The sequence below is a fragment of the Microcoleus sp. B6-A1 genome (genome assembly GCF_036705085.1).
Taxonomy (GTDB): Bacteria; Cyanobacteriota; Cyanobacteriia; order Cyanobacteriales; family Microcoleaceae; genus Microcoleus.
Genome location: NZ_JAUBTU010000071.1, coordinates 12,596 through 38,573, shown reverse-complemented (window position 1 = coordinate 38,573; position 25,978 = coordinate 12,596). Strand labels below are relative to the sequence as shown.

Sequence of the window (25,978 nt, the reverse complement as noted above, 5' to 3'; positions counted from 1 at the left end):
GCCCGTCCAAAAAGGACGGGCGGGACGCCCATCCCACTTTCAAGAGTGGAAGTTATTTAATTCTCATTCCTTAACAGTCAAGTTTGAGCGACTTCTTGTGGGGAGTAGGGGTTGGGCGTCCCGCCTGCCCAAAAAATACAATTTAGGTGGGCTTACTTACAGCTTATTGGTGCGGCAGGATCACATCAAAAAAAGCATCCTCCAAATCATAACCAAACATCTGCGACATCGCCATCAACTTCGATTTACTGGGAATTCCCTGCTGATTCAACCAATCAGTCAACACAAAAATTTTGTTCATCAAAAACATTTCCAAAGCTTCAGGATTGTACTGAATACCTTGGGTGCGGTGGAATTGGTGCGGCACCAACATCGCCGCATAGCGCGCCAATTCTCCCGCTTTCCAATCCAGCAAAAATGGCAGCCAAGGGTAACAAGCATCCAAGCGAATAAACCACAGCCGCACTTCGGGAATTTCCGAAATTTCTCGCGGATCTAACTCTTCGCGCGGATACTCAATTTCAAATTGTAGCTGTTGTTCGTTTTGGGCGATCGCTCCTTCGGCCAGCCACTTTTCAATCACAGTCCGCACCGGAGACAAATCTAAACTGTTTATGCGATCGGCATCTATCGCTATCATAATACTCATAAAATGTCAACCTATGTTAGATTTTAGTTTGCTTCTACCGATGAATCCGGGGGAAAGAGACCCAATTGCTTGATTGTCAACTGGATAGCATTTAGCGATCGTACCACCAGCTATAAATATTTTAGCTCACTCATGACTACCAACTAATGACTAATGACTAATGACTAATGACTAATTACCCATTTTTCCCAAACTTGCTATCCTGCAAAGAATTACCAATCCCCTGGATAATTCCCCGCCCGATCAAACCAATTCCCCGCCCTATAACCTGAGTCAAAACGTAAACAACGCCAGCACCCAACAGCGAAATAACCGCGCGAACTCTAGGTGCGATCGCATCCCTGGTTTCCAGCAGCAAAGTCAAGGCTAACTGCCACCCAGACAACTGTGCTAACTCTAGATTTCTAGGAGCATAAATAGAAATTCTCTTAATTCCAGAATCGCCCAAAACAAACAGCCAAAACCGGCTTTCAAAAATAGCTTTCGGTTCCACAAAATATCTATCCCAGCTATATCTCCACGACAAATCATTCCGAAATCTCTCAATTTCTCGCGTCGAAATCAACTTACCATCGTAAAAAATTTGCTTAATTTCTTCAATATTTGCCAAATTATTTAGTAGAGGCTGTACCACTCCGCTAGCAACTTGAATTGCCAAATTTTCCAACAAAGCTTCAGCTCGCTGCATTGCTTCCGGGCTGCCAGCAACACAAGAAATATTGTCAACTGTTAGAGGAATTTCAAATAGCAAATGTGCAAACAAATCAACTGTCATCGGTATTTTGTCAAGGATTTGAGCTGCAACTACATCAGCATCTGCCAGCAGCATCGGCACAACTTCTACGCCACTGCCTGCCAAGAGATAAGCAGCGCTTCCCTCTTGACTTTCTCCCAGTTTCAAGCTTGTTTGACTGCCATCAAAAACCAGATTTTCTACCGTTGGCAGTGTATAGTATCTGCCAAAAAAATCTATGATTGTCGCCTCCCACAAATCTCGTAAAATAGCAGGCATTTTTTGCGACAATTGAGTTTCCTGCACTTGCGAAAAGCGCAATTCCTCCAACAAATCCTTTAACTTCCGCAGGATGGAACTCATCAATTCACGCTTTTTGGTCGATCGCAAAATATCGATTTCCAAAGGCAAGCCAGTCAAATTCACCAAATCCAACTGCAATTTAGCTGCCGCCGAGTCAAACAAGCTACCTTGCCAATTAGTTGCAACCACCAAAGATTCAGTCGAAACTTTGGAATTCGCTAATTGCGATTGAGAATTATTTAACAAATTCTCGCCTCTCATTTCTTCTTTCTGCTTTCGGTCTTCTATCCTCTGCTTTATGCCTTCTGCCTCCTGCCTTCTGCCTTCTGCCTTCTCCCCTTTTCCTTCCAATAATAACTGACTGACAATCCAGCGAGCTGCCAGCAATTCTCTGCGGCGCCCGCTGAGTACCACCCCATCTAAGATAGAGGGCAAATCTGTCGGATTTGCCGCTTTAATCTCTTGCAAATCTGCTTGGACAACCGCCAAAGTTGCATCTATTTCCCGTAGTCCAGAATGACAAAAATAAGCCAGCATTTTTTTGTGTACTGGCGTATCAACTGTCGAATTATCTGCATTTTTATCTGCAATTATTGCGGAGTTTTCTACTGTTTGAACCCTCGCTGCATTTATTTCTCTTTCCGGGTTAGTTGCCGCATCCGTCGGCCAATAAGTGCGACCCAATGCCACCGCGCGAATAGCTTCGATTGTCAGGGAAATATCTCTACCTTTAGGACAATAGCCCTTCGCGCCCGCCGCCTGTACCTGGGCCAACAGCTCCGGTGTCAGCGGCCCGCCTAGCAGCAACAGAGGCAGATTGGGGTACAAAGTTTTGAGTTCGCGACAAAATGCCAGCGCCTCTATTTGACCCGATCGCAAATTTAGGGCTTCAACAGCCAAAATTACCAAATCAGCGGGTTTCTTGGCTGCTACCGAGTCGAGCGAGCGAGCTTCTAGAACTCGCAAAGCCTCGGTTGGGGTTGAAACCTCTGCAACAACTTGCAAGTCTGGATACTGCTCGCAAGCGATTCGCAGCCCCAGCCGGAAAATGGGGTCGCCCTCGATCGTCAGCAGTTGAAAATTACTCACTTGATTTTAGATTGGAGATTTTAGAGTTCGATCGCGCGAAAACCCAATTACTCGGGGATCAAATTAGCATCAGGAGGCCCAGCCGATTCAGGAATCGAGGGCGGCGCGGGTTCCGGAGCCGGAGCCGGAGGAGGAGGTTCGGGAGCCGGAGCCGGGGCCTCTTCTCTAGCGGGCGGATAGTAAGGTTCCGGCTCCCTCGCGGACGGATAGTAAGGTTCCGGTTCCGGCTCCCTCGCGGGCGGATAGTAAGGTTCCGGATCGGGAGCAGGCGGATTGTAAGGTTCGGGAGCCGGGGCCTCTTCTCTCGCAGGCGGATAGTAAGGCTCTGGCTCTGGCGCGTACTCCTCCTGTCGCGGAGCTGGCGCGTACTCCTCCTGTCGCGGAGCTGGCGCGTACTCCTCTGCTGGAGCTGGCGCGTAGTCGCGAGCGGGTTCCGGCGCGTAATCGCGAGCGGGTTCCGGCGGCGGTGCAGTGTTGGCTCTGAGTTCAGCACTCCAGCGCCCGATCGCCCCTGCAGCCTCTGAATACAGCGCCCTACCGTAACCGATTTGGGAAGCCGTATCGATCGCCGCTCCTAGACTGCCTTGAGATGCCAATTCCGCAGCGCGATCTAGAATCGGTCGGTCTTGAGCAACTTGCAGTTCGCTCACCCACTGATAGACATTATCCTGAGCTTTCGCGTACAAAGTCCTACCGCTCTTAATTTGCGAAGCTTTTTCAATAGCAGCACTAAGTTTTCCTTGCTTCGCCAGGGCGATCGCTTCATCCAAAAAAGGCTGATCTTGAATAACTTCTATGCGTTTAGTCCACTGAGCCAAGAGAGTTTGCGCTTCTATCCTGCGGGGACGGTTTTGAGAAACCAGGACTAACTGAGCCATGCCACCCTTTAGTCCTTCAACCGTTTGCGTTTCTGCCAACTGCTTCGCCAGAGTCAGAAAAGATTGGTCTTCGATCCGCTGAATTTCCCGGCGCCAAGAAGCCACCAAAGTTTGAGCGTGAATCCGCCGCGGCTGCTTGATTCCAATGGTTTGCGCTTGCTCGATCGCGAGTCCAAACGTCCCTATCTGACCGAAACTAGCGATCGTGCTCGCCACTTGCAGCCGCAGCAAATCTTGAAACTGAACCTGCAAGTTTTCAATTTGAACTTGAGCTTGCTTGTACAGAGGGCGACCCGGAGCTATTTGGCTAGCAGCCCCCTGCCCTTCGAGCAAGCTAAAAATGTGTTGTGGCAGCGGAGTTGATATCGACTGGTTCCAAGTCACTGCCTGAGCCCTACCCAACTGCATCAAATCTTGAGCTTCCGCAAACAGCGGGGAATCCTGTGGCACAACAGAAGCAGCCTCGATCGCCCCCGGCAGGTCTTTCGCCCCCAACCGCTTAGTAGCCATTGCCAGCAAAGTCCGGCTCCAGCCCTCAATTTCCTTCTCAGCTTTAGCGCGGGCAAAAAGCTGCGAGTCTATTTTGCGAGCCAGGACGATCGCCTCAGCGAACTTTTGCGGAGTCTCGTCCTTCGCCAAATCTCTCGCCTCTTGCAAGCGCTGCCAGCCGTTTCTTTCCAAAGAAATCTGCCCTATCAGCTCGTTGTAACGCTTCTGACTCCAGAAAATATTTTCCAGCTTAAATAGAGCTTGAGCATAATCCCAGGCTTTTCTTAAATCCTCACTTTTCAAAGCTGCTAGGGCTGTATCGTAGAGTTTTTGGCCCTCCTGCCAATTTTTTTCCCAAGCCGTAACAGCCTCTTCTACCTCGGGGTAAGACGGACTGGTTTTCGGAATTTTCGCCACAATCTCCAGAGCGCCTTTCAAATCGCCCAGTTCAATTTTTGCCCTGGCAAATCCCAGAATGGCTTTCGACCATTCCCCTATCAAATGTTGACCCTGCGAGTATAGCGGATGTTCTTTCGGCCAAGCCTGCACCAGTGCCATTGCCGATTCTAGCTGTTCTAGCTTGCCCGACTTAGCAGCTTGTTGAGCGCAGTAAAGTCGCTCTCCATCCGCCGCCAGTGGCGACAGTTGCTGGCAATTGGGCGGTGGCGGCATCGTCAGTAACCACAGAAATGCAGCGGCACCGGTTACTCCAAATCCCACCAGGAGACTAAGCCAGATTAGCTGCCACTGCCAAAAAGTTCTTTTCCCCTCGGTCGGCAGCGCCGTTACTGAGGAACTCGCATCGCCTGTCGCCTCTGCACTGAACTGTGCCGTCGGTTTGAGGGATGGGTTGTATTGCGGTGGTGTGTGGAATTGGTCAGATTGTCGTCTCGCCATTACTTCAGCCTGTCCTGTAATGCGCACTAGAATTTGACACTCCCACATCAAAATCTATAGATTGTGATGTCGGCTTCTGACTCCGGTTAAGGAGATCGAGAACTTCCTTCAAGGTACTGGCAATCTTTCCCTCTACGGCGTTTTATAGTGAGGTTCGTGTCTGGCCCCACTGGTTGCTTCCGAGCATTTTAGGTTCAAGAAGCACGTAAATCATACCAGTTATCAAACAATTATTCACAGATTCCGGGGCCGTTTAGCAGAAAAAACAGTATAAAGCCCCGTCTGTCCATCAATTTTAGATTTTAGATTTTAGATTTTAGATTTTAGAATTGACTCTGCAGATGAATTGGAGGAGGGATTAAACTAAGGTCTAATATTAAATCCGGATCAGAAATTCCCTTATCAGACTCAGCGGTTGAAACCGCAAATACACAAACTTTCGTCTCCTCCAAGCCGATTAAAAAATCAAGGGGGGACTACAGCCGGATTTGGTTTACACTTTTACGTGTAGCCGGTAGAACTGATTTTTTGGGTTTAGGAATGAGAATTAAATAACTTCCACAATAACAATTAAAATTGTAAGTTATTTAATTCGCGATCCTTAGTCGTAAATTTTATTCCCGATCGCCAAACTTGCCGATCGAGTTTCATTTTTCTGTTTTCTGTTTTTTTCTACTGTGCCGAATTCCGGCGCGCAACGGCAAAAAAAACCGATCGAACCCAGCTAAATACTTAAATCATTTTATACCACCGATCGACCTTGTACAAATATCGGTTTTGCGTCCAACAGCCGCTGCTTTATCAGTTACGAAGCCTGTGGCGTATCGCTGACACTCGATGCTTGCGTGGCGGACTCGGCCGATCGATATCCGTAGAAATCTATCCGGTAGTCTACAATTTTGACACCCGTTTGCTCTTGGATTAGCTCGATCAAGTCGATCGGCAGTTCCACATGAACGTCGAGAATCTGAGCCGTATCAAGACAATTGACGTGAGAGTGAGAGTCGCTGACATTGCCGTACAAGCGTCCCTCCGAGCGTTCTATGCACTCAATAATCCCTGCTTTCGACAAAGCTTCTAGATTTTGATACACAGAAGTATGCCCGATCGAATGCGCTTGTTTGTTGAGGCGATCGTAAATTTCGCGAGCCGAGAGGTGTTCTTTTGCCTCCCACAAAAGTTCTAGAATAAATCGACGCTGGCGGCTCAAGCGCATTCCCATCGCCTGACAGCGGTTTAAAGCATCTTCTAATGAACTAATTGGTTTCACAGCTACCGCCTTATAAAGCCTGCTCGATTTTTTATTCTGGTACAATATTGCACGCCTACATATCCACTAATTCTAACGCAGGGTTGCCCAACAGTAGAAGGTAGAAGGCAAAAATATCGAGTGAGTGAATTTTTTCTAGTTGCTGCTCAACTCCGGCTGCCAGCACCCCCAGACAATTATCCCCCTCAGAAATATTGCTTTGATTCTATCTTCTACTGCAACACCTCCTAGTTCGAGGATTTGATGGCGTTAACCAGTAACTTGGCGATTTCCGAGAGTTGCTTTTTGTTGAAAGTTTTGAGCAAAAGCTTGACTACGGCCTTGGGTTCGGCTGGAAGTGCTACTTGCTTCGAGGCTGCTGCTGGGGCTGCTGGAACGGCTGGGGCGCTTGGCTCTGCTGGTTTTGGGCTTGCTGCCAAAAGTAGCAAATTTTTACTCGGAACGATCGTCTTGACTTTCCCCACTTGTACTAAATCGCCAGCTTCCTTGAGTTCTTTGATAATCAGCGGAGCTAAGACTTTATAAGAGTTTTTGGGATTAACGATCGCAGATCTAGCTGTTTTTACTAAATTTTGCCAAGTCTCAATTTTACCTCCCAATTTATAGAGGCGAACGCACACAGCCGTCAACTCAGAGCGACTAGCAGCCGATTCTTTCTGCTTGAACACCTGCAACATTTCTTTGAGTAAAGTCATCACTTCAACAGCAAAATTCGCCGGCACAGGGCCCGCTGTTGGAGCGGCGGGCGCACCAGACCCAGCAGCAACCGCCTGCACTTTGCCCGACGCCAATTTATCGAGGTGAGTTTCGAGTTGAGCAAAAACAGGCATCACCTGCTGCACAAGTTTTTCTCCCTCCTCATTCCTCAAGCCGAAAGGCCCCTCCAGTCGCCCCAGCAAGTCCTTAAGCGTATCAACTCCCTTTAAAAATAGGGATTCTGCCGTTTGGTCAACCTGCTTGACGGGCCCGTCCTTGAGCACCTTAAAACAATCTTCCAAGCGGTGAGCGGTTGTTTTAATACTATCTAAGCCAAGCATAGCCGCCCCTCCTTTCACGGAATGGGCGGCTCGAAACATCTCTTGGACGCTTTCGGGGTCTTTCATCGTGGACTTTAAATCCACTAAACCATTTTCTAGAGTATCGAGGTGCTCCTTAGCCTCCTCTATAAACAAACGCATTATTCGGTCTTGCTGATCTGACACGACAGTCCTCCTAACAATCTGTGCACCCTCCAGAAAGCACCCTCTTCGCGGGAGAAAACACGACTCCTGCCAAAAGTCGGAAGCTCCCATGCAAAACATTCTAGCCTGCCTCAGCTAGCAGACTCAAAATACGGGTGTGAGGGCAATCTTAGCTCTCAAACTGCTGCGGTGGAGATTGAGCCTAGAGTTCTGAGGGAGTATCTGGAGCGACTTCAATACCCATTCCTTGTTTCATCATCTGCTGAGTCGTAATCAAGTCGTTTAACTCCTTGACTTCGACGCCGATGTCTTGGCAAGCCTGTTTCAGTTCCCGCTCGAAGGTGTTGAGGTCGCTTCCGTAGCCGCAGAGCTTCGCGGCTGTGGCGATTCCTTGTTGGGCGTTAGCTTTGGCGCAGTCGATCAATTCAAGGCCTTTGAGGGGTTGGGAGGATGCCATAATTTCAAGCCACAATTTATCTTTTCTCACACTCTACCTAGAACGTTGAGGTCGATCGATCTATCGAAAGGCATGAAAAATTCTGCCTGTGCTGCGTGTTGCCAATTCATAGTTACTTTTTGGGATTTCCTGCCAAGATAGCAGTAGTTGGGATTTTCTAACCCTTACTGTGCGTAAATTACACTAGATTACTGTGAAAAATGTTTCCCAATGTAAAATGCACTGGGTCTGGAGCGTCCGGCACCGCCTGTTTGTGTCTTTTCTCTTTGCTATGGCAGTTGCTGTGTTGCTGCCACCTGACTATCTCCCCTGACTCGGACGCTGTGCATTTGGAACGCGGGCGCCGTCAGTTTCCTGATTTTGACTTGGATGCTGATGCTGCAAGGCACTCCCGAATTGATGCGCCACCACGCTCAGCAGTTGGATGCTGGCCACTTAACAATCTTAAGTACGATCGTGGCAGCGGCTTGTGCTAGCTTGTTAGCCATCTTCTTTTTGCTGCGCGATCCCAAAGGCCTGTTGCCGAATTTGCTATTTCTGCACTTGGGGCTTTCTGTCCTAACAATTGTTGGGTCTTGGATGCAGGTACACACTATCTTCACGATGCACTATGCCCGCAGCTACTACAAAAACCGCAGCAAGCAGCACGGCAGTTACTTACAGGCGGAGGGTTTGGATTTTCCGGGCGACGAGGAAGCAGATTACAAAGATTTTTTATATTTCTCCTTTGGTATTGGCATGACTTGCCGGCGTTGCAGACGTGCAGAGCACTTCTCGTTCCACGAGGTATCTGGTCCTTTTTCACAGCGTGCTGTCGTTCTTTTTTAACACCGCTATTCTGGCTATGAGCGTCAATATTATTGCTGGATTGAGTTGAGAGGATTAAGTAGCAGTGGTATGATTTAGAGTATGATGCGGAAACTTTCATCCTAATAATAGTTAGGTGGTAATTGCTAAATTGAAGTAGTCCAACCATCGGGAAGCTCACTTACATCTTCTAGTAGGAAGTTTGCGTACACGAATATTCGGACATCATCGTAGAGATCGCTAAGAACACGTTTCCGGGCACCGGATTTGTCCCACGGTTGAAGATCGGAGTCTAGCTCACAGAAACCAACCCAGGGATGCCCCTCTGCCTGTAATTCTTCAGATTTAACTATCACAGCCGCCAAAACAGCTAAGTCATAGGGTTTAAGGGAGAGATCATCCATTGCACCGATAGATATTTGGCGCTCCAGCATTGGCTCTGAAAGCGGAAAGACGTTGAGACTAGGATGGTTCGCTAAGTCATTCAATCGTTCTGAAACTTTCGTCAGTTCATTTGCCACTAATCCATCAAATAGAGCAAATACCCGACGTGCTGCATCCGCATCCTCAGCGGTCACTCGACCTTCATCTGTTGCCCATCTCACAAATTTGCGTAAATCATCAGAGCGAGAGCGTGGGGAAAACCTTCGAGGTACGGTTTCACGTGCTTCTGTAAGGCATATTGCAGGCACATATAACTTAAACTCACCAGCCTGAGCACGTTGGAGCAACTGAATAGCCTGTGGACTTTGCAAGTGTGCTGGAGCAATAACATCCACTACCCAATTTGTTTCCACTAAAACTGCTTTGGGTTTCACTTTGCACTCTTACTCCATCTAGGGCCAGCAGCCCTCACTTCCCCAATTCGGAGAAGGCTCATTATTGGTTCCCCAAGTAGGTTTCTTAAATCATTTGGGATGTTGTCCATACTACCAGTCAGTTTCAGTTTCTCAAGCCATCGCTGAACTCGTGATTCAAACTCAACACCAGGTTGTCCTTTCCATTGCTCATCTGCCTGTGGTAGCAAAGAATCTGGAAGATTCGCTTCACCAACTACATCAATTGACTCACCATTGTACTTCTCTAAGGAGTCGCGGAGGAGAATCACACGCTCACCAGTTACGACAAGTCCAACTGAACAACCAATAGATGCCATATTGTTTTTAAGCTGTGCAATAAGTTGATCGTTGATACTGATGTCTTTGAGCTTTACCTCAACGATCATCAGATATTCCCCCTCTTGGCTTGTCACAACAATATCTGGTTGGGATGTTTTTATCATGGCATTATATCGCAGCAAATTTATTGGCGATGCAGTAAATCAACGACTAGCCTAAGCTTTGCGTAACAAAATTATAACTTGAGGGCATTCAAATTAGGTCATTTAAACGTCAAGACACGGACAATCAATTGATCTACCAAGTTGATGTTGATGGGACAGCAATTTTAATCCTGATTTTCCCACCCAAAGTCGATCGCCCTCCATTCCCCGACACTACAGCAAACGGGTGATCGCACGCCCCCCTTCTGCCAATCTCAAAATTTCCTGACATTTTTATTGCTAAAACGAAGTCATTACGAGTATGATTTAACAAGAAGCAAAACAGACCAACGCCATGAGGATCGAAGAAATACCCCTCAACCAGATTCGCCGCCCCCTGCCGCGAGTCAACGACCAAACCAAAGTCGCCGCCCTCATGGAATCCATCCGCGAGGTAGGTTTAAACGAACCCATCGACGTGCTAGAAGTAGATGGACAGTATTACGGATTTTCCGGTTGCCACCGCTACGAAGCTTGCCAGCGTCTCGGTTTAGAAACTATTTGCTGTAAAGTACGCCGAGCTCCCCGTGCCGTGTTGCAGATGCACTTAGCCTGAGCCTCTCAATAGAAATTCACGACAGGCAAATATTCGATCGACAATCACTAATAACAAGCTAAAAACCTATGACTACCAACAATCACAAACAACATCTTTACCCCACCCGCATCGATATGTCAGCCGCCACCCGCTCTCAAGTAGTCGGGCTGCTCAACGCCACGCTAGCAACGACTCTGGACTTAAAAACTCAAGTCAAGCAAGCTCACTGGAACGTCAAAGGCATGGACTTCTACCAGTTGCACTTGCTGTTTGACGAAATGGCAACAGAACTCGAAGAATACGTTGATACGGTTGCAGAACGGGTCACAGCTTTGGGCGGTTTGGCTGTAGGAACAGCCCGCACAGCCGCCGCAGATTCGATTTTGCCAGAATTTCCTTTCGACATTTTAGACGGCAAAGAATATGTGACGGCTTTAGCCGATCGCTACGCACCCTACGCCCAACACCTGCGAGTCGCCATCGACAAAGCAGACGAACTCGGCGACGCCGATACAGCGGATCTGTACACTGAAATTTCGCGGACAATTGACAAGCGTTTGTGGTTCCTAGAAGCGCATTTGCAAGGTTCTGCGACAACTGCAACAGCCGCCCCCGAAAAAGTTGCCGTCAAATAGCCACAAAAAAAGTTGTGGGGTGGGCGCCCGAGCCCGCCCCACAGATGTATTTCCTTAAGGCTCGTGACAGTTTACGATCGAGAATATGTCCATTTAGTGAACAAACCTGACGGTCAACTGAGTACAGTTAGACCGCAGGCTTCTTTTTCCTTTTTTTTCTCATGCTTTTTATAGTGAGGTAGTTCCACCCCCACTTGCTAATATAGTATCAGAGTATTTCCCGATCATCTTGGGGTATAAAAGAATAATTGTCGGTTTGGGTACCTACAGCCGACGAGCCTTTCATCACGCGGGCGTAATTCCCAACGGGGTACGGGGCCCAGCGCTCAGATTAATCCCCTCTAAATATACGCCCGGGACTTCCCGGCTAATAGTTAATTTGGATGAGTTTTTCGTGACTGCCAATATTCCAGATTATGCTCCTCAACTGCAACGCCTGATGGAACAGGCGGGGCTTTCGGGCGATCGAGAACTCAGCAAAAAAGCAGGAGTTTCCGAGATCCAGCTAAGTCGCCTGCGTCGCGGCTTAGCTTTGCAAACCCGAGCCGACATCCTGCTCAAAATCAGTCAAGCTTTGCAAATTTCCTTAAACGAACTGCTCGCAACCTTGGCACCAGACTATGTAGAGTTAGAACAGGCACCACCGACAGCCGTAGAACAAGAATATCAGCGCCTGCAAGCTTCGCTCGAACAGCAGCGAGAATCTTTGATGCAGGAATTCCAGCTATCTAGCGTGCAAATTTTAGAATCTTGGATGTTGCAGTGGCCGACTGCTGCGAGCAAAGCTCAGGAAAATCACAACTTGCGGGCTCAGAAACTACTGCCCTTGCTGCGGCCCATCGAGCAGTTATTAGAGCATTGGGGAGTCGAGTCGATCGCCCCAGTCGGAGCCGAGATTCCCTACAACCCCCAACAGCACCAGCTCATGGAAGGAACAGCCGAGCCCGGAGAACCCGTCAAAGTCCGCTACACGGGCTACAGACAAGGCGACAAACTCCTCTACCGCGCCAAAGTTAGCCGAGTTTGATTAATACCAGCAGGCATTCGGCAGACCAAAGATTGTCTCTCTCAAAACTCACTTCCGGCGAAGCGCTGCGACTCGGATCAGCGTTACGATCCGCGACGAGAACCATCTTTTGCACTCAAAACTATTCTCCTGCTCTCAGGCTCTGGCGCTTTCCCCTCTCTTATTTGGATCGGAGTCCATCTCGCAGCTATACTAGCCTAGTCTGGCTAGAAATTCTGACATTCCCACCGCAAAATATGAGTCCTGTAGTTAAAATTATTCAGCCCTCTGGCATTTTAGACGGCACCAAGGCAAGTCAATTCCGCCAAGAGATTAGCGACCTAGTGGAAGCGGGAGCCGATGTGGTATTGATAGACTTCACTGATGTGACATTTATGGATAGTTCTGGTTTGGGCGCTTTAGTATTGGCGCTTAAAACAGTCCGGGCCGCTGGGAGTCAATTAGTTGTCTGTTCTATCAACGAGCAAATCCGCATCTTATTTGAACTCACCAGCATGGATCGAGTTTTCGAGATATTTCAAACCCGCGATGCTTTTAATAGCAAAATTCTCTCAACTAACTAAATCTTTGGGCTGCTGCCTTCTTGCTATTTGGTCGCAGATGCAATGCAAGAAGTCAGCTAGCCAAAGTTTACCTTGAGTAAAGACCAATCATCATCAAAAACTGCTTTAGCGTTCAACTTTTGAATGTAGTTCAAAACCAGCTCTAACTGGTCGGCACTTGCACCGTTGTAAGCTGCTAACAGGTCGATGAAAGGGTCAAGCCCCCAGATATTGCCGTCAGGTTGGTGAATCTCGTATACCCCGTCGCTAAAGATGTAGAGAGTGCTCAAATCCTCGACATCGCAGCAATTATCGACATAGGGGGCGTCGGGGAACATCCCGACCGGCATTCCGGGGGTTTTTAATCGCTGGATTTTAGCGGTGCTCGCAGGCGACTGGGAAATTAACACTGCCGGTGGATGACCGGCGCTGGCATAAACTAGCTGGCGAGAAATGCGGTTGTAAACGCCGTACCAGATGGTGAAATACTTGTCATTTTGGTAGCTCATCTGGAAGGTGGTGTTCAGGGCGCGCAAAACGTCGCTGGGTTTGTAGTAGTCTATGTTGGGGAGCGTGCGCGATCGCAGCAAATTGAGCACTGCCACCGAAGGCAGCGCCGCCCGCAAACCGTGACCGGCTACGTCGAGCAAGTAAATCGCCAAATAATCGGCATCTAGCCAGTTGTAGTCGAAGCAATCTCCCCCCAACTGCCGGGAGGGAATGAATTTTGCTTCGATGCTGAAAGGTTCCTTCATCGGATCTGGCAACAGCGATTGCACGTACTCGGCGGCCTCGGCTAACTCTGCTTCCAGACTTTGCTTGGCTATTTTCAAATCTCGGCTGAGTTGGTGCAGCCTCAATCCTGCGCGTACTCTTGCCTGTAACTCGTTGAGTTCGATCGGCTTGGAGATAAAATCGTCGGCACCGGCGTCGAGGCCTTTGACTCGATCGGCGATCGAACCCAAAGAAGTCAACAAAAAGAATTGTGTAGTTGACAGATCCGGATCTGCCTTGACTCGACGGCAGACATCGATGCCGGTCAAGCGCGGCATGATCCAATCGCAAATTATCAGGGCCGGACGCAATTTTTGCGCCTGGGCTACACCGTCTTCGCCATTGCTTGCTACTGTTACTTCGTAACCCTGTTTTTTCAGGGTTCTTCTCAGCAGTTCTTGAACAGCCGTATCATCGTCAATAACCAGAATTTGAAACATGGGCACTTAGGTACTACAAGTTTTTCAAGGTCTGGGGGTCATTTAAAATATATCCTGTCAGCGCCCTTGTCTGAGATTGAGTATAGTTGATTGACATCGCTTTCGAGGTAATTGCTTTTGAGGGCGGGTCGGTGAGTTCAATTTACGTTAAAATTTGATAGAAATTTGGCGCGATCGAACTTCACTCAGTTTATACTCAGAATATAAATTTTTATAGACTTTTATTTGCTACAGGCGCTGGTTGACATGAAAATGCTATTTATGGTATAGTGGCTAACCGATTAGTGGATTAGACATCGATCGACGGCCCACCAAAGCTAGTATCCTCAAACTACCATTGAATTTTGCCGCCGTTATACTTTGTCTCGTTGTATTTTATCTGGTTGTATTTTGTCTCGTTGTATTTTGCCCACCGGCCGATGAAGAACTTGTGTGGTGAGCGTGATTGAATTAAAGGGTTCCGAAAAGTTGCCGATGCTAAAAAAAGCGGATCTTCAAGTCAATACAGGTCTGAATGGATTAAGCTGGGTTTTGTCGTGGTTTGCACAATTGTACGACTCGCGAATTCCTACAAGTGTGTGGATCAGGTGTCAGTTGGCTTTGGCTGAGGGCTTTACGAATGCGGTGCGTCACGCCCACAAGGGCAAACCAGCGGATTTGCCTGTTGACATTCAGGTGGCGGTGTTCGCTGAATCTTTAGAGATTAAAATTTGGGATTCGGGCGATCCGTTTGATTTAGAGACAAAAATCAAAGATATTTCGGAAAAAGTCGATATTCACTCTCCGGGCGGGCGGGGCCTAAAATTAATCAAAGACATCGCAGACAGTATTAGTTACGAGAGAATGGCTGATGGACGGAACTGTTTGTCGATGGTCAAAAATTATTCGCCCTGTATCGACGATCGAAAATAACACTAATATTTTTAGCGGGTAAGGGTTGAGGGTAGCCCCTCAACCCTTCCCTCAGAACCCAGGGTGACTCTTAAGCGGCTACGCAGCTTATGATCTTTTGATTTGACTGCTTCGCTAGATACTGGCAGTTCCCATAGCATCGGTATTTCCGGTTCTTCCGTACTTATTACCCTAAAATATTATGGCACTGCCGTCCGAAGCAGATTAACTCGCAAAGGAGGTAATCTCGGTGAGAGTCCCTATTGGCTTAGGAGCGCGAATTAAATAACTTACAATTTTCTTTGTTTTTGGGGGTGGGGCGGCCCGCCCGTATTTTTTGCCGGGGCGGGACGCCCATCCCACTTTCAAGAGTGGAAGTTATTTAATTCTCATTCCTTAGATTTTCTCAAACGGTTCACAGGAGGGGATGAGGCAGAAGTCTGATTTTTTATTTGAGCAAATTAGTTTGCTCCTACTCTGGGTAAGATTAACGAGAGAGCGGATTAGCTGGAGAACCAATCCGAAAAAGGATCGTAAAAACATTATCATTCAATAATAAACGATTCCCCAAAACATCATCACCATAATCATATTGCTTATTTTGCCAATTCAGGGATAGGGTAGGACTGTTGTAGTTATTTTCCAGTTGCCAACTTACACTCGCACCGTAGAGAGAGCGAGTGGAGTTTTTATCGATGGGGGCGATATAACCAGACAGAGTTAGAGTGCTTAGAGGACGGATGGTTAACTCAGCGAGTAAGCGATCGTCGTAGGAATTGGGTAGGATATCACCAAAATAGTTAGTCAAACCCAGAGAAAAAATTCCCCAATTTACGCGAGCGCTAACGGCAACTTCACTAGCTGGTGAAATACTAAGTACATCACCAATTCTTGTTTCTCGATCGAGAGCATAATTAAAGCCAGTTGATAAGGTTAAATTGGCCTGCCTACTGAAGGGAAAGGTTTTGGCGACACTCCCCCAAAGTTGGCTGTAATAATCGCGATCGGGGTTGAGATAACCAATCGCACCGCCGCGAAAACTCCAATTGTTTAGCGTATTTCTCGTGTAATCAGCACCGAGGTAGAGTTTGGGCTTTTCTGAAGCAATCACACCCGTATAGTATCGCAGGATATCTTCGCCTCCCGTCCAGTTTCCGGTAAAGCTGAGATGAGGATAGTAAGAGGTTTTTTCCCCATAGATACTTTCTCTCACAAAGTTGACATCTTGCTGTAAAAAGCTCAAATAAACTTGGGCATAAAAATTCTGCAAATTGGCCGTAGAATACTGATTTTGGTTAACCGCAGAGAATAACTGTACATTGCTATTTGCTCCACCTTCTGCACCAGCACCGACAAGGGTGACTTGTGGCCCTGTTGGATCATAAAAGGTTCGACCATCTTCAATATTGCGATCGATCACGGGAGAAAGACCGAGCCAAAGGCTGTTATAATTCGCTCTAGGAACTTGACTTAAGCTGGTGACATTAGGCGTTAAACTTTCGGCCCGTCCGAGTCCAGCGGAATAGATCGTAAAACTACTGCTGGGTAAACGAGTATTATTAGCCGCTAAAAATAAGTTGCGGTTGATATTAGTATTAACGGGATTTTTACTGCCTTGTAGGTCAGGAATGACATCGGGTAAAATTTGCGCGCCCGCTTGAATTGCCGTATTTAGCCAGCGATTTTCATCATCAACAAAGAGAGTAAAGCCTCGAATAGTCCGTCCTAAAACGGCTTCTCGATCATTGGCTTTAACAACTTGACGAACTCGCGAAACAGTACCTGCAATCGTATAGTCAACTTCTTCTTTTCTCTCAACTTTTGTTTTTTGGGATTGGCTGTTTCCCGGATAAGCACCCGAATTGGGAAAATAAAAATCGACACCAATCGGTTGACTGCTGGTTCCCCCTTGAAAGCCTGGAAGCTGCATAAAAGCCAAAGTTTCTGGTTTGAGAACCTCCCCAACCTGAGACGTTTGAAAGACGCGGGTAGGTACGAAAAACTCGGGATCTATACTATTGCGATCGATAACTAAACCTGGGGTATAAGTACATTGTTGGTCACTGGGAGTATTGGGAAAAATACAAGCCCCCGTTAAACTCATTTGAATTTCTAACCCCGTCATGGTTTGGGGTGCGGTAGTTGTGGTTGTAATTGTTCGTTCTAGGGGAACAGTCCGCAGTTGAAAATAAGTGCCTTTTTGGTCTACTCTATAAATATTATTTCGGCTTAAGCTTTCACTGACTCGACTGTTAAGTTTGAGAGTGCCATTTAAAAAAATATCGCTGTCTGTGGTGTCAGCAAAAGTATGGAAACCACTAAACTCCCATTCAGTTAGATGGCTGATGGGAATGTCATTGAGAGGTAAAGTAGTCGTGAAGGGGCTAAGTTTTTCGTCGGGCGCGATTCGAGGTGGAATAATGTAATCGGGGTCAGTAGATGGCGCAGAAGGTTGGGGTAATCCGTTAGGATTATTAGTTGATGGGGGTTTGGTGGGTTCAGGTTCAGGGGCTAAATTTTGGGATGAGGGTTCTAGGTTTGTAGCAGAAGTAGACCAGTTTGGTGTTTCTGATAAAGGGGTGGCTTGTGGAAGGTCGGAAACGCTTGGAGCGCTTCGAGGTGGAATAATGTAATCGGGGTCAGTAGATGGCGCAGAAGGTTGGGACAATCCGTTAGGATTATTAGTTGATTGGGGTTCTGTGGGTTGAGGTTCAGAGGCTAAATTTTGGGATGAGGGTTCTAGGTTTGTAGCAGAAGTAGACCTGTTGGGTGTTTCTGATAAAGAGGTGGTTTCTGGAAGGTCGGAAACGCTTGGAGCGCTTCGAGGTGGAATAATGTAATCGGGGTCAGTAGATGGCGCAGAAGGTTGGGCTAATCCGGTAGGATTATTAGTTGACTGGGGTTCTGTGGGTTGAGGTTCAGAGGCTAAATTTTGGGATGAGGGTTCCAATTTTGTAGCAGAAGTAAACCAGTTGGGTGTTTCTGATAAAGGGCTCGTTTCTGGAAGGTCGGAAACACTCGCAGCAGAGGAATCCAGTTGATTCGATGTGTCGAGTAAATTGGAGCGAGTTTCTGCTATGGCTGGGGTTGAGTAAGCGATGCTCAGGAAAGCCAAACCGACGACAATACTAGCATTGTATGCTCTTGAAAGGAGCGCCGTAGGGTTAGCGATAAATTTGAGGAGGTTAATCATCATTAAAAGCGCGGTAAGTAGGGATTAAATATATTAGTTAATACAGTGATTCAATTCGGATATCCTGATGATTTAATAACAATTAAATTTCTGGATTTAATATTGTTGTTATATATAGCGGCTCTCAATCATTGGTACAAATATGTAGGGTAGTGCTACCCCTACTCCCCGTGCCTACCCCCCACCGATCGGGGCAACCACGGGGGGTTTGCCATACAAAAATTACACAATTTATTTAGGCTCGCTATAGATGCAATAAAAAAATATTTATTGAAATGAATATTTTGAATGTTTAATAATTATAAAATCAGAATAAAGGGTGCGCTAACGGAAGTTAACGCACCTTATCATTTCAGAATTGAGACAATTAGACAGGCGCGAGAGCGCGAAAATCAGCCCATCAAGGGGGAATTTATGGTAAAATCCTCCGCTCCAATCAAGGCGGAATTTGTGTTAACTAAAGAAGCGAGGGTTTCTCCGGTTGATGAAACTTTAATTAAGGTGGAACTACCACTTTGGGCAATCTGTAAATCGCCGAAAGCTAAACCTCCATCTAATCGGATTATGTCTAGATTATCTTGGAAGCCATAGATCAGATCCTGACCCATTCCCGATGCCAGAACAAAGGTATCAATCCCTGCATTACCATAAAGCCGATCGCTCCCTGCACCGCCATTGAGGATATCATTTCCATCACCCCCATAGAGGATGTCATCACCGTCACCACCGAGGAGTTCGTCATTACCCGCATCTCCATAAAGGCGATCGCTGCCATTACCCCCCAACAGCACATCGTTATCATTGCCACCGTAGGCAATATCGTTGCCGTCACCACCATTGATGGTATCGTTTCCGGCGTTACCGTAGAGGACATCGCTACCTGCTAAACCGTCGATTTTGTCACCAGCCGCAGTACCGCGCAGAATGTCGTTATTGGGTGAACCGGAGATCGTCTTGCTGATCGTCTCATCGATATCATTAATCTTAACCACCAAGTCCTTTTCGTAACTCAGCTCTCCAGCATCGGTAGTGCGAACACGGATGTTGTAAGTTGACTTGGTTTCATAGTCGGGGGAATCCTTGATTTTCAGTTGGGCGCCGTCAATGATAAAGGCATTGTTATCCTCGGAGCCTTCTACCAAGGCGTAAGTAAAAAATTCATCGCCCTCATCGGGGTCGGTGGTGCTGAAGGTTCCAACCAAGGTGTTAGCGGGTACGTTTTCAGGGATGCTGGTCTTGTCGAGACTGATATCGGTAGGAGCGCTATTAGAAGGAACATTTAACCAAACTTGATTTCCCTCCCAACCACCAACAGTAACAGCATCTAGCTTTTGATCTCCATTTAAATCCCCTAAACTTACACCATTAGACCACGAGCCCAAGGGATTTTCTGGGGAGAAAGTACCATCACCATTTCCTAACCAAACTTGATCCCCCTTGTAACCAACAGTAACAGCATCTAGGAGTTTATCTCCATTTACATCCCCTAAACTTACACCTAAAGACCCCGCTCCAAATCGATTTCCTGGGGAGAAAGTACCATCACCTTTTCCTAACCAAACTTGATTCCCCTCCCAACCAACAGTAACAGCATCGAGGAGTTTATCTCCATTTACATCCCCTAAACTTACACCATTAGACTCAGATTTATATACAGATCCATCTAAATCGATGATTTGTCCAAAGGATTGTTGTTGGGAGAAACCCCCAAAACCATCTCCAAACCAAACTTGATTCCCGTTTCTCCCAACAGTAACAGCATCTAGTTTTTGATCTCCATTGACATCCCCTAAACTTACACCATTAGACCCATATCCCAAGGAATTTCCTGGGGAGAAAGTACCATCACCTTGTCCTAACCAAACTTGATTCCCGTTGTAACCAACAGTAACAGCATCGAGGAGTTGATCTCCATTTAAATTCCCTAAACTTACACCTAAAGACCCCGCTCCAAATCGATTTCCTGGGGAGAAAGTACCATCACCCTTTCCTAACCAAACTTGGTTCCCGTTGTAACCACCAAGAACAGGATCTAATTCATCATGTTGTTCTACAACAGTAACCGCATCTAGGTGTCCATCTCCATTTAAATCCCCTAAACTTACACCATTAGACCGATCTCCAAAGGGTTCTCCTGGAATAAAGGATACCAAAATTCCCGGATAGTTCTCTAGTGCTGCTGCTTTAAAGGCTAAGGTAGCAACTGCTTTATTTGTCGTTACCTCTAACTCCCAGTTTCCACCCTTCGCAGCACTCCCTGTCAGAGTCTTAGAAGCGCCAATTTCTGCCCCCGTCAGAGTGTGTAACTTAGTAATAAATTCCGCTCCTGCATCCCCTGCTGCCACATTACAACCATAGAGGAGGATGTTGGCAACATCCCACTGTTGCAGTTGAGTCGCGTAGCCGTTGAGGGTATCTAAACTCAGTTGGCTATTGCCCAGATACAAGCAACCTGGGGAACCGTGAGAAATAATATGAACTGCATCGATATTCTGACGGTGTTGTAAAACCAGGCTAATTTGTTCGATGCCATCGGCCGTCCCATCTAGGACAAAGACTTCAGTAGTGGGAAGAACCCCCTCAATGAGTAGCTCGGCGTTTTCTACTCCGGCATCGATAAAAACAATTGTGGTGGCTGGATTGATAGTTTTTGAAGTATTTAGCATGGGTTTCATCTGGGGAATGTCCTTGTTATTTATCAGAAGGTATTGCGGACAAAAAACCTCTCTTAATGAGGATCTTTCCTGACTTCCTGTGGCGAGAGTCGCTGAGATCCTCATATCAGATTTGAGAGGGGAGAAAATTGATAGAATTTCTGGGTCAGCTTGCTAGCTAACAACTCTCAACAGTTCTAGAGCTTGGGAGAATTAACAACAGCATTGCCAGTAACGGTACCAAGCTGCACGGTGACAGTTCCAGCACTAAAGGTATTTTTTTGTTCGTTAGCTTTGTCGGCGTCAGCAACGGGCGTAACGTCGAAACCAGTCGAATTGCCGACAGTCGAAAAACCCTGTATCCCTGCACTACCCAGAGCCCAAGCTGAGTTCTGTAGACCACCCGCAACACCACTAGCATAGTTGAAAGCAGCAGCAGAAGCGTTTTCTTTACCGACCGCCGCCGAGACAGCCACACCTGTAACCAATGAGTTCGCGCCAACGGTGAAAGCCGCAGAACCTGCTATACCACCTTCACCGGCACGGGCTACGGTAGCGAAACCAAAAGCATTGAGAATAACGAGACCACTAACGAAAGCAATACGACGAATCATCATTTTTCAACTCCAGGGTTGGTTTTTTGTGTTCTATTAGTTAGACGTTTCCCGAAGGCGATTTGTGAATAATTCAGTCTTTAGATAGATGACATCTCTAACTTTTGGGGGTGACGGGGTTTGAGGGAGGATTTGACAAATTCTTGCTACGCAGTCCATCTCTTCCTGAAAATCTAGATTGAGGAAACGGGATGCCGAATTTTTCCATGCCAAATTCGGCCTAGCGCCATATCGCGCCCAGCGCGAGTCATAGAGAAAGCGGGAATATAGGGGATTGCAGCTCGCGGCAGCATTAATGCCCAATACGCTTGGGTTAAGGAAAATGTTGGGCGGAGTGAAACGGAGGGTTCGTTCCACGGGCCCAACCTACGCACTACTGATTTAAAGCGATTTTCTGCCTGCCTATTTTTCAGATGGAAGAAAGCCAGCCGCCACTGTCTGCCCACATCCTCCTGTACAGTGGAAAAAGCGATACAGCAGACGCACCGTTGCGCGATATGCCTCCTGCACCCTGGGGCGATCGCATTTCTGGCGATCGAACATCGGTCAAATATGGGTTTTCTCTGTTGAGAAACTGGGAATACAGCCGATTGCAGTCGCTGATGGTACAACAGCCCTGTGCGGGCTGCATTAATGATGCCTCCACACCAAGAGCTTTTTGGCTTTCCCAAGACTCAGAAAGCAATCCGCTGTAGGCGTTAGGCGCGATCGCTTTTTCGCTGTCATTCCCCAGACTATTAGCCAATATCCGTAGGGGTGAATCATCCTTCGCGCCTAGATGCAAAACACACACCGCCGCTTCTTGCTTTTCCTCACCCGCAACAATTTCTCTTTCTTTTATCTCCCCATCAGATTTAGCATTCACTAAAACCGATTCTTGAATTTCCCCACCTGCAACGATTTCTCTTTCTTCAATCTCCTCTGTTACCGTTTTTTTTTCAACAATATTCAGAGACTTTTTCCCTTTAGCAGACTGAGGAGAAACCCTGGACTTAGGATTAGACAAATCAGAGTCAGTCCCCTCTTCCCCGAAATTTTCACTGAACCGCTGACGCAAAATTGCCCGCGCCTGGGAAATGCGCTTGCGGACGTTATCGTAGGATATAGCAAGCTGTTCTGCAATATCTGGATAAGACAGCCCTGATTCAAAATGGAGAATAAAAGTCTCGCGCAATCTATCTGGCAACTCATCTATTGCGGCGCGAAAAAATAATTCGACTTCTCCCCGCATAGCTGCGCGAACAGGTGTTTCTTCTGGGCTAATTAATTCGGTTTCGTTTCCTATAGCAATGGTGTCCAAACTTTCAACTCCTACTGCACCCCTGTTGCGCTCTCGATGGATATCGGCGCACAGGTTATAAGTCAGTTTGGTTAACCAAGCCTTAAAGTTTTTGATATCATCCGTACCATCTCTTGCTTTCTCCCAAGCTTTCAGCATCGCGCGACTGAGGGCATCTTCCGCATCGGTTGGGTTGCCCATCCACTTGCGACAGCAACGGTAAAGGTAATCTTGATTATCCTGCCATAATTTCCAAAAAGCTGAATCTATATCTGGAGTGCATGAGGAAGGGACTGATGCAGAACTAGAAATTAACATCTGTGGGTGCCGAAACTCTAAGTGGACAAACAACTGGCGATTAATTTAGGCCGTAATTTACCTAGCCTCAGATGCACCTATCACCATGTTGACTCACCACTCAGGCTCATGTCAGTCGGAAAAGTCGGATCTTTTAAGTCGGAAAAGTCGGAAAAGTAGGATCATCGCGGCTATGAGTGCATAGCTGAGACATCCCTTGGCAGTTTTAGGAGTTACGCAAACGGCTTTTTAACACTATTGGTAGTGTAAGGTGCGCCATAAGCACCCTACAGATAGAGTTTATGCGTACTTCCTAAGTAGTGTGTGCGCCATAAGCACCCTACAGATAGAGTTTATGCGTAATTTTTCAATTTAATGTCACCAAGCTAAAATCTGAACTTTAAGATTTAAAATCCTTGGACAGAGGATTAAGCCACAGCAGAATTGTCCGTTTTAATTCATTTAATTCTCGATACACTTCTTGTTTGACCCACTGCCCGATCGCATCGAATGGTGTAAAAATTTGACCCACAGGCCAGCTAACATCTTGACCCAAGGGTGTTTGATGGTTGCCGGCTAGAGTCTGAACTGTAATCATGTCGGGAAATCGTGCTTTTAGTAATTTGGTCAAAAGCAGGGTTTGGTCGATGTTGTCGCCGTTAAATTTAACTAAAAGATTGCGCCGAATTTGATAGCTATCTTGGACGAGGCGATTAGTCTCTTGCGGGGAAGGGGTAAACTCTACGTTAAAGACGGGGGAAATTTGCTCGACGATCGGGATTGCTTCGGATGCCGCATAATTGTTGAAAGAAATCAGAATATTGCCTGCCCTTTCTACGTCGAACACAGAACCGATTAGCAAGTGCAGTTTGCATCCCATGCTGTGTCCCATGCCGTAAATGGGGAGATAGGAAGATTTGAGCAATTTAGTGGCGCGCAGGCGATCGAGGGCATTTTCAAATTTGTTGAGGACATCGCGGGCGATCGCAATATGATCCAAAGTATTGACAAACGGCGTTGCGACTACAACATATCCTTGATTCCCCAAAGCTTCTAACAGCCAGCGATAGGTGAGTTGCGGTGCTGTCGCCACAAATGCACCGCCGAGAAAATGTACGATCGCGATCGGTCTTGAAGGAATTAATACCCAGTTGCCCGAAATTTCTTGCCAGTCCATAAATTCAATCTAATAATAAATAAAAAGGCGATCGTCCTCTGAAGGTAGAAGGAAGAATGTTTTATAAATTTTTGCTTTTATTTTCTGCCTAAAAAATGGTTTTTAATATCATGTCCGGTTAATCAGTTATCATTTGAGTGCGAGCGTCTCGCTCGCGAGCTAGAAGCTCGCACTCGCAAATAAATATAAGCGATCGCTCGGACTTGATATAACCCATTTTTTCATTCAAAAAACTTTGCTTTTTACTTACAGCTTATTTATTGTAACTGTTTTGGTCGCAAATAGCACGGCGGGCGATCGCTGCTATTGGCAGGCTTTATAGGGTTGAAGGTGTCGGGCGAGTAACTCAAGGCTGACCTCCGATCGCCATTGTCAAGGATTTTTCCGTTCGCGATCGCACTCCGACGCTCAGAAACCGGGTTTTTTACGAAAAATACTTCGTTCGAGCCAGCCGATTCGGTAAAAAAACCGGTTTCTCGGCCCCCATGCGTAAGTCATAATACAAATACAATATTCTTTAGGACAGCCCCCCGATTTCAGGCGATCGCTGGGGGTTTAATTCTGGCGAATGACTGATACCTTCTGCGGTTTGATGACTCAACTTTTCGTGAGTCTTCATCCATTTCCACTTGTTGACAGTAGCTTGCGGATTGAGTACGGTGGTAGCGAGGCCGTAAATAATAGTCGGCAAAACCTCCCGATTTAACCAACTTTGTCCCAGCTTTCTCATGTAGTGCAGTGCCAAAACTTCTCGAAATTTGTTAAGCCTTTGCAAAAGCGGCAAATTCTTAAAACATAACTCTTCGTACTCCTGGAGTGATAACTCTTTTTCTCCCCGCAAGCGCCGCAATTGGTTTTCCTTGACACAATCAGAAGCAATGCGCTTCTTCAGCCAGTGCTTATCTGTGAGAGAGTTCCCTCTAATTCGATAATTTCCCAAAGGTTCGGTGGCCGCTAGCAAGCCGTACTTTTGAGCAAGTTTGGTAAATAATTCTGTATCTTCTCCTACCTGCCAATCTTCTGCAAAGCCGCCTTCTTGGAGTAGAATAGAACGATCGACTACAACAGAAGACGGGAAAACCCAAGGACTTTCGCCTGTCTCCTTAATCGCCTGCATTTCTGCTTTAGTTGTAGGATAGGTGGGAATATAACTCAACTTGTTGCCGCGCTTGTCTAAATACCGCAAAGCGTGAGCCACAGCTTTGACTTCGGGATTGTCTGCGAGCATCTTCAAACAAACTTCTAACTTATTGGGTTCCCAGGTATCGTCGCTGTCGATAAACGCTACATACTCGCCCGTTGCCTGATATATCATTAAATTTCTCGCCTTAGAAACCCCGTAATTTTGGGGATTTCTGAAGTATTGAATTCTCGAATCTTGCTCGACCAGCTTAGCAGCAACTTTGTCAGTAGCGTCTGTAGAGCAGTCATCAACAATTAAAATTTCTAGATTCTTGTGGGTACCATTGAGTACGGAGGCAACTGTCTCGGCCAGAGTGTCGGCAGCATTGAATGCAGGAATGATTACGCTGACTTTTTGGCTGTTCATAACTTGAATTACGTGTGGTTTGGTAGTGGTTCGCCGAAGTATAGTCTCGAAGCAGACACTCTGACTCATTTACGTGCAAGTACCTGTAGTCAGGAAACGGGCCTAGGTACTGCCAATATAACAGGTTTACCGACATCAGTGTTATCTACCATAAGGAGGGAAGAGCCCTTAGCAGCCGGAGTGTAGACTATTATTTGGCGGTCAATTTTTCTGACACAAAGGCGACGGGTGCGAGGGATTGAGGGATTTTTCTGGGGACTGGAGTTGTCCTAAATTCGATCGCATCTTTTTGCT

Annotated in this window: 22 protein-coding genes; 7 read left to right on the top strand and 15 right to left on the bottom strand. The window is 46.9% G+C overall.

Annotation, left to right across the window (positions count from 1 at the left end; genetic code table 11):
- Nucleotides 1-163 precede the first annotated feature (163 nt).
- The 6 genes from QUB11_RS22830 to QUB11_RS22805 form a co-directional block, all read right to left on the bottom strand.
- Nucleotides 164-649 carry a CRR6 family NdhI maturation factor gene (locus QUB11_RS22830; protein WP_333207079.1) on the bottom strand — a complete coding sequence of 162 codons (486 nt, stop codon included), beginning with the start codon at nt 647-649 and terminating at the stop codon, nt 164-166.
- Between the two features lie 175 nt (nt 650-824).
- Nucleotides 825-2,774, bottom strand: coding sequence for a DUF3685 domain-containing protein (locus tag QUB11_RS22825; protein ID WP_333207080.1), 1,950 nt, complete (start codon nt 2,772-2,774; stop codon nt 825-827).
- A 47-nt stretch (nt 2,775-2,821) separates the two neighbouring features.
- A complete protein-coding gene (locus tag QUB11_RS22820) occupies nt 2,822-5,038 on the bottom strand; it encodes a hypothetical protein (RefSeq protein ID WP_333391803.1) in 2,217 nt (738 codons plus the stop codon).
- Between the two features lie 805 nt (nt 5,039-5,843).
- Entirely contained in the window at nt 5,844-6,308 is a 465-nt protein-coding gene (locus QUB11_RS22815) for a Fur family transcriptional regulator (RefSeq protein WP_333147636.1), read from the bottom strand.
- 227 nt (nt 6,309-6,535) lie between these two features.
- Nucleotides 6,536-7,609 (bottom strand): Hpt domain-containing protein, encoded by a 1,074-nt coding sequence (locus QUB11_RS22810; protein ID WP_333391800.1) that lies wholly within the window; start codon nt 7,607-7,609, stop codon nt 6,536-6,538.
- Nucleotides 7,610-7,691: 82 nt separating this feature from the next.
- Complete coding sequence (locus QUB11_RS22805) at nt 7,692-7,946, bottom strand: hypothetical protein (RefSeq protein WP_333147632.1); 255 nt, start codon at nt 7,944-7,946, stop codon at nt 7,692-7,694.
- 369 nt (nt 7,947-8,315) lie between these two features.
- Between QUB11_RS22805 and QUB11_RS22800 the strand changes: the two genes are divergently transcribed.
- On the top strand, nt 8,316-8,774 hold the full coding sequence (locus QUB11_RS22800; RefSeq protein ID WP_333147639.1) for a DUF1345 domain-containing protein: 459 nt from the start codon (nt 8,316-8,318) through the stop codon (nt 8,772-8,774).
- Nucleotides 8,737-8,823: a hypothetical protein gene (locus QUB11_RS31345; protein ID WP_445252015.1), complete on the top strand. Its 87-nt coding sequence runs from the start codon at nt 8,737-8,739 to the stop codon at nt 8,821-8,823. The genes QUB11_RS22800 and QUB11_RS31345 overlap by 38 nt, the downstream gene beginning before the upstream one ends.
- Before the next feature lie 76 nt (nt 8,824-8,899).
- Here QUB11_RS31345 and QUB11_RS22795 read toward each other — a convergent pair whose 3' ends face one another.
- The gene (locus tag QUB11_RS22795) at nt 8,900-9,571 is read right to left on the bottom strand and encodes a hypothetical protein (RefSeq protein ID WP_333147630.1); all 672 of its coding nucleotides are present in this window, start codon (nt 9,569-9,571) and stop codon (nt 8,900-8,902) included.
- Entirely contained in the window at nt 9,568-10,035 is a 468-nt protein-coding gene (locus tag QUB11_RS22790; protein ID WP_333391798.1) for a type I restriction enzyme HsdR N-terminal domain-containing protein, read from the bottom strand. Before QUB11_RS22790 ends, QUB11_RS22795 begins: the two co-directional genes overlap by 4 nt.
- 334 nt (nt 10,036-10,369) lie before the next feature.
- Here QUB11_RS22790 and QUB11_RS22785 point away from each other — a divergent pair, with 334 nt between their 5' ends.
- The 4 genes from QUB11_RS22785 to QUB11_RS22770 all read left to right on the top strand — a co-directional run bounded on the left by QUB11_RS22785 (nt 10,370) and on the right by QUB11_RS22770 (nt 12,837).
- On the top strand, nt 10,370-10,630 hold the full coding sequence (locus QUB11_RS22785) for a sulfiredoxin (protein WP_333391796.1): 261 nt from the start codon (nt 10,370-10,372) through the stop codon (nt 10,628-10,630).
- A 68-nt stretch (nt 10,631-10,698) separates the two neighbouring features.
- The gene (gene dps, locus QUB11_RS22780) at nt 10,699-11,247 is read left to right on the top strand and encodes a DNA starvation/stationary phase protection protein Dps (protein ID WP_333391794.1); all 549 of its coding nucleotides are present in this window, start codon (nt 10,699-10,701) and stop codon (nt 11,245-11,247) included.
- Nucleotides 11,248-11,641: 394 nt separating this feature from the next.
- A complete protein-coding gene (locus tag QUB11_RS22775; RefSeq protein WP_333391793.1) occupies nt 11,642-12,274 on the top strand; it encodes a helix-turn-helix domain-containing protein in 633 nt (210 codons plus the stop codon).
- 236 nt (nt 12,275-12,510) lie between these two features.
- The gene (locus QUB11_RS22770; protein ID WP_041623653.1) at nt 12,511-12,837 is read left to right on the top strand and encodes an STAS domain-containing protein; all 327 of its coding nucleotides are present in this window, start codon (nt 12,511-12,513) and stop codon (nt 12,835-12,837) included.
- Nucleotides 12,838-12,893: 56 nt separating this feature from the next.
- Here QUB11_RS22770 and QUB11_RS22765 read toward each other — a convergent pair whose 3' ends face one another.
- On the bottom strand, nt 12,894-14,030 hold the full coding sequence (locus QUB11_RS22765) for a SpoIIE family protein phosphatase (RefSeq protein ID WP_333155908.1): 1,137 nt from the start codon (nt 14,028-14,030) through the stop codon (nt 12,894-12,896).
- 432 nt (nt 14,031-14,462) lie between these two features.
- Between QUB11_RS22765 and QUB11_RS22760 the strand changes: the two genes are divergently transcribed.
- Nucleotides 14,463-14,942 carry an ATP-binding protein gene (locus QUB11_RS22760; protein WP_333391791.1) on the top strand — a complete coding sequence of 160 codons (480 nt, stop codon included), beginning with the start codon at nt 14,463-14,465 and terminating at the stop codon, nt 14,940-14,942.
- A 466-nt stretch (nt 14,943-15,408) separates the two neighbouring features.
- Here QUB11_RS22760 and QUB11_RS22755 read toward each other — a convergent pair whose 3' ends face one another.
- From QUB11_RS22755 to QUB11_RS22730, 6 genes are all read right to left on the bottom strand, one after another.
- On the bottom strand, nt 15,409-18,117 hold the full coding sequence (locus QUB11_RS22755) for a hypothetical protein (protein ID WP_333391788.1): 2,709 nt from the start codon (nt 18,115-18,117) through the stop codon (nt 15,409-15,411).
- Nucleotides 18,118-18,506: 389 nt separating this feature from the next.
- Nucleotides 18,507-20,780 carry a DUF4347 domain-containing protein gene (locus tag QUB11_RS22750; RefSeq protein WP_333391786.1) on the bottom strand — a complete coding sequence of 758 codons (2,274 nt, stop codon included), beginning with the start codon at nt 20,778-20,780 and terminating at the stop codon, nt 18,507-18,509.
- Between the two features lie 185 nt (nt 20,781-20,965).
- Entirely contained in the window at nt 20,966-21,385 is a 420-nt protein-coding gene (locus QUB11_RS22745; protein WP_333207231.1) for a hypothetical protein, read from the bottom strand.
- Between the two features lie 406 nt (nt 21,386-21,791).
- Nucleotides 21,792-22,979: a sigma-70 family RNA polymerase sigma factor gene (locus tag QUB11_RS22740; RefSeq protein WP_333391784.1), complete on the bottom strand. Its 1,188-nt coding sequence runs from the start codon at nt 22,977-22,979 to the stop codon at nt 21,792-21,794.
- Between the two features lie 379 nt (nt 22,980-23,358).
- Nucleotides 23,359-24,135, bottom strand: coding sequence for a DUF1350 family protein (locus QUB11_RS22735; protein ID WP_333391782.1), 777 nt, complete (start codon nt 24,133-24,135; stop codon nt 23,359-23,361).
- 517 nt (nt 24,136-24,652) lie between these two features.
- Entirely contained in the window at nt 24,653-25,684 is a 1,032-nt protein-coding gene (locus QUB11_RS22730; RefSeq protein WP_333391780.1) for a glycosyltransferase family 2 protein, read from the bottom strand.
- Between the last annotated feature and the right edge of the window lie 294 nt (nt 25,685-25,978).